The organism is Bacillus sp. MUM 116 (assembly GCF_001866655.1).
In the GTDB taxonomy this organism is placed as follows: Bacteria; Bacillota; Bacilli; order Bacillales; family Cytobacillaceae; genus Neobacillus.
In genome coordinates this window covers 1-3418 of the sequence record NZ_MLYR01000197.1, presented here as the reverse complement: position 1 = coordinate 3418, position 3418 = coordinate 1, and the positions used below count along the sequence as shown (strand labels likewise).

The window sequence follows — 3418 nt, the reverse complement described above, 5'->3', positions numbered from 1 at the left end:
CTAAACTATATGTCTAACTTTATTGGGTCAGATCAAATATAAGGTGTTTGTATTTAGCAATGGATAGTAATACTCTTCAAAAGGAATGATTTTTTTTTCAATTGATTGAGAAGAATTGCACTTAAAGTAGCAGGTGCTGTTTGCTTAATTTCAGGAAGTGTGTTAAGCACATCAAAAATATAAAAACGATTGACCCTATCAGCTACTCCACAGACAATTAAATTAATACTTAATAAACCTTTACATAAAATCCATGAGAACTTAAAAAACTGCTTATATAATATGATTGTGATTGATAAATACAGTTTTTCCAAAGAAACAGTAAAATTTTTTTGATATAAAAATCTGAAGACTAAAATGGGGTATCTGTCATGGAAAATATCTTTTTATCAATATACTTCACTAATATCTTGTATGTATTTAACGAATTATGACATATTTATTAAAATCCGTATGATAAAAAGAGAGGATACTATGAAAAAGATTAGCAGTACATTACAAAAAATGATTGAAAAAAATAAACGTGAGATTTTATCAAATCAAACTAAACTGAGCGATATAGAGAAAAAAGTTGACACTAAAATAATTGCCAATGGAAAATAACATTGTTATAAAATGGCTCTTATCTGTATTCCAACATAAATAACCAGTTTCCTTTAAAGTAAGTTAAGAAGATTTTTTAATTTGAATAAAATAATTTAACAAATTTAAAACCACCAAGACTGGTGGTTCTTTATTCTTAGTTTGATTTTCCAAGTTTCTTCTTCTTTAAATGCATTTATATGAATAGTATGAAACTCCAGCATTGTTTCCCTCACCCTTCGAGCATGTATATTCATTAATATACTCTAATAAGTTATTAATTTTAATGTGGTATTCGACTAATGATGATTCTGCAAATAGAGCACCAGTTCAGTTCGGTTGTTGAGATCTAGCTTGTCAAGAATTCTAGAAATATAGTTTTTAACCGTACCTTCCGTTAAAAATAACGCACCGCCTATTTGTTTATTGCTTTTTCCTTGTAAAACCAGTTCCACGACTTCGATTTCCCTTGATGTCAATATATTCTGCAATCGTTCTTTGATCCTGTTTTCAACCAATGATGCCTGTTCCATGGATTGCAATACTTTAGAGATTTTCGTGCTCACTTGCGAGTGTAGCAGCATATTACCTTCACACGCTGCCTTAATCGCCTTAATGATTTCCTTAGAATTGGAATCTTTGAGAATATAGCCGTCCGCGCCAAATTTAAGTCCATTGAAAATATACTCATCTTCATTAAAGGTGGTTAGAATAATCACTTTCACACTTGGATACGTTTCCTTCACAGCTTTTAACGTATCGATGCCGTTCATCACCGGCATCCGAATATCCATAAGAATGACATCAGGCAGGTTATTCTTCAGTAACGCAAGCAATTCTTCCCCGTTCGCGGCTTCCCCGACAATATCAATTTCTTCATGCATGCCCAGAATCATTCTCAGACCTTCCCTTACCATCGCCTGATCGTCGACAATTATAATCTTTGTCATTTACATCCTCCCCATCTTTAGGTTATTTGTTCTCTATCAGGCAGGTATTTCGGCCAATAGTTTAAAACCCCTTCCTTTTTCTGATGAGAAGCTTACTTTCCCATTTAATAAACCTATGCGATCTTCAATCCCTTGGAGGCCATTCGATTTTTTGATTTGAACGCAGCCTCCGCCGTTGTCTTCCACCGCAACTTGTATCCTGTCACCGCTTTTGGTGATGTCGATCCGAAACTGTTGGGCCTTGCCGTGTTTTAAACCATTGGTCACCGCTTCCCGTACTGAATTATAAATACAATTTTTCATATCCTGATGGCCCGATTCTACTTCTTTATCAAAATTCAGTGTGAACTTTAACTTTCCTGTAGTTTCCAAGCTTTCGATCATATCGTTTAATAATTCCTCAAGCTCAATTTGACTGTGAACCAATTGATCTTTTAAAACGGCGACAGCCTTTCGAAGCTCCTTAATTGATTTTTGTGAAAAATTGTGGGCTTTTGAAATGGCTTCCCCCGCCTTTTGAGGATTGACTTCGATCATATTTTCAGCATACTCCAAGTGCATACGAAGGGCTATGAGGGAATGGCCAATGGAATCATGCATTTCCTGTGCAATTCTGGTTCTCTCCTTAACAATGGTGATTTCTTTCAGCTTGGCATGCGCCTCCACCAATTCAGCACTCAACTGCTGGCCTTTTTCTCTCTCCAAACTCATTGCCCTAAACAAATAGACCAAGAGCAGCATCGCAAAGTAGGATAACAACGAATTTTGAACATCCGCTTCCGCTAGTACTATTCCAGCCCAAAAGACCAAACCATGAAAGACCACGATTCCGGTTTGAACCGACCGAGCAGTCAAAAATATCTCTACCAGAGGAAATGTATAGTAAATACCGGTCGCCGGACTATCAAACAACACCATATAGATCCCGATTACTACAATATTCACTACCATTGAGACGGTATAAAGAATCCGATTACGTTCCAATAAGCGATAGTGGTTTCTGAAAAAATCATTCGCTTGCATCAGCAGAAGGCCTGCCATCCATAAAGCTTTTATCCCGAGGGAAAAGCTTTCGAGATTTATGATTTCATACAAGATCAAAAAGACCATCACTGCTTTAAAGGTCCAAACCATTTTCTTGGACTTACTGTTAATCATCCCCATCTCCTCCAAAAAATCCATTTTCTATAAAGATATTATACTATGTCATTTAGGAGAAAGGACATAATCCATCGTCACAACAAATTGATGACTAAAGTCATCTTACAATTGTTGACGAAGGTGACTATTTAGGGGAAGGTTAGCAGCCTTATAATCAGAGTGTGATGACGAAAACCAAAAACTCTTAAAAATAACTCAATGATAAAGGAGAATGGAAAATGAACGGATCTGCAGTTTATGGAATCATGGCTGTGATTATAGGCTTGGTAATTTGGAGACGTACAAGGGCGATGGTTCGTCCCATTCAAGGGTCAGGAATCAAAATATTGCTTCCCATCATCTATATACTTCCAGTGTTTTCTCTATTTTCGCAGTATCAGTTGCAAGTAAAAATATGGGAATTTGCCGTTGCATCCTTAATCGGTATATTGCTTTCAGTTCCTCTTATGCTGACGACCAATTATGAAATTCGTCAGGACGGACATATTTATGCACAAAAAAATAAAAGCTTTTTTATCGCATTAATCGCAGTTGTGGCGATTCGTATTGTATTAAGACAGGTTATACCGGGCATGGATCCAGCAAGTTTAAGTATGCTTTTCTTTACCGTTGCTTTTAGCTATATTTTACCTTGGAGAATCGTTTCCTTTGTGAAATTTAAAAAGATAAAGCAGTCACAAGCAATTTGATAAGGCAATTTTCGCATAGATTGTTGTTTTTCGTAT

General features: G+C 36.1%; 4 protein-coding genes. 2 read left to right on the top strand and 2 right to left on the bottom strand.

All coding sequences use genetic code 11. The annotated features are described in order from the left end of the window. Nucleotides 1-474: 474 nt before the first annotated feature. On the top strand, nucleotides 475-603 hold the full coding sequence (locus BIV60_RS30015; RefSeq protein WP_177177423.1) for an FbpB family small basic protein: 129 nt from the start codon (nucleotides 475-477) through the stop codon (nucleotides 601-603). A 278-nt stretch (nucleotides 604-881) separates the two neighbouring features. Here BIV60_RS30015 and BIV60_RS27910 read toward each other — a convergent pair whose 3' ends face one another. Then, nucleotides 882-1532 (bottom strand): response regulator transcription factor, encoded by a 651-nt coding sequence (locus BIV60_RS27910; RefSeq protein WP_071358915.1) that lies wholly within the window; start codon nucleotides 1530-1532, stop codon nucleotides 882-884. A gap of 36 nt (nucleotides 1533-1568) precedes the next feature. Further along, on the bottom strand, nucleotides 1569-2690 hold the full coding sequence (locus tag BIV60_RS27905; protein WP_071358914.1) for a sensor histidine kinase: 1122 nt from the start codon (nucleotides 2688-2690) through the stop codon (nucleotides 1569-1571). A gap of 221 nt (nucleotides 2691-2911) precedes the next feature. On the opposite strand from BIV60_RS27905, the gene BIV60_RS27900 reads away from it, so the two are divergent. After that, a complete protein-coding gene (locus BIV60_RS27900; protein ID WP_071358913.1) occupies nucleotides 2912-3382 on the top strand; it encodes a cytochrome c biogenesis protein CcdC in 471 nt (156 codons plus the stop codon). Nucleotides 3383-3418: the final 36 nt, after the last annotated feature.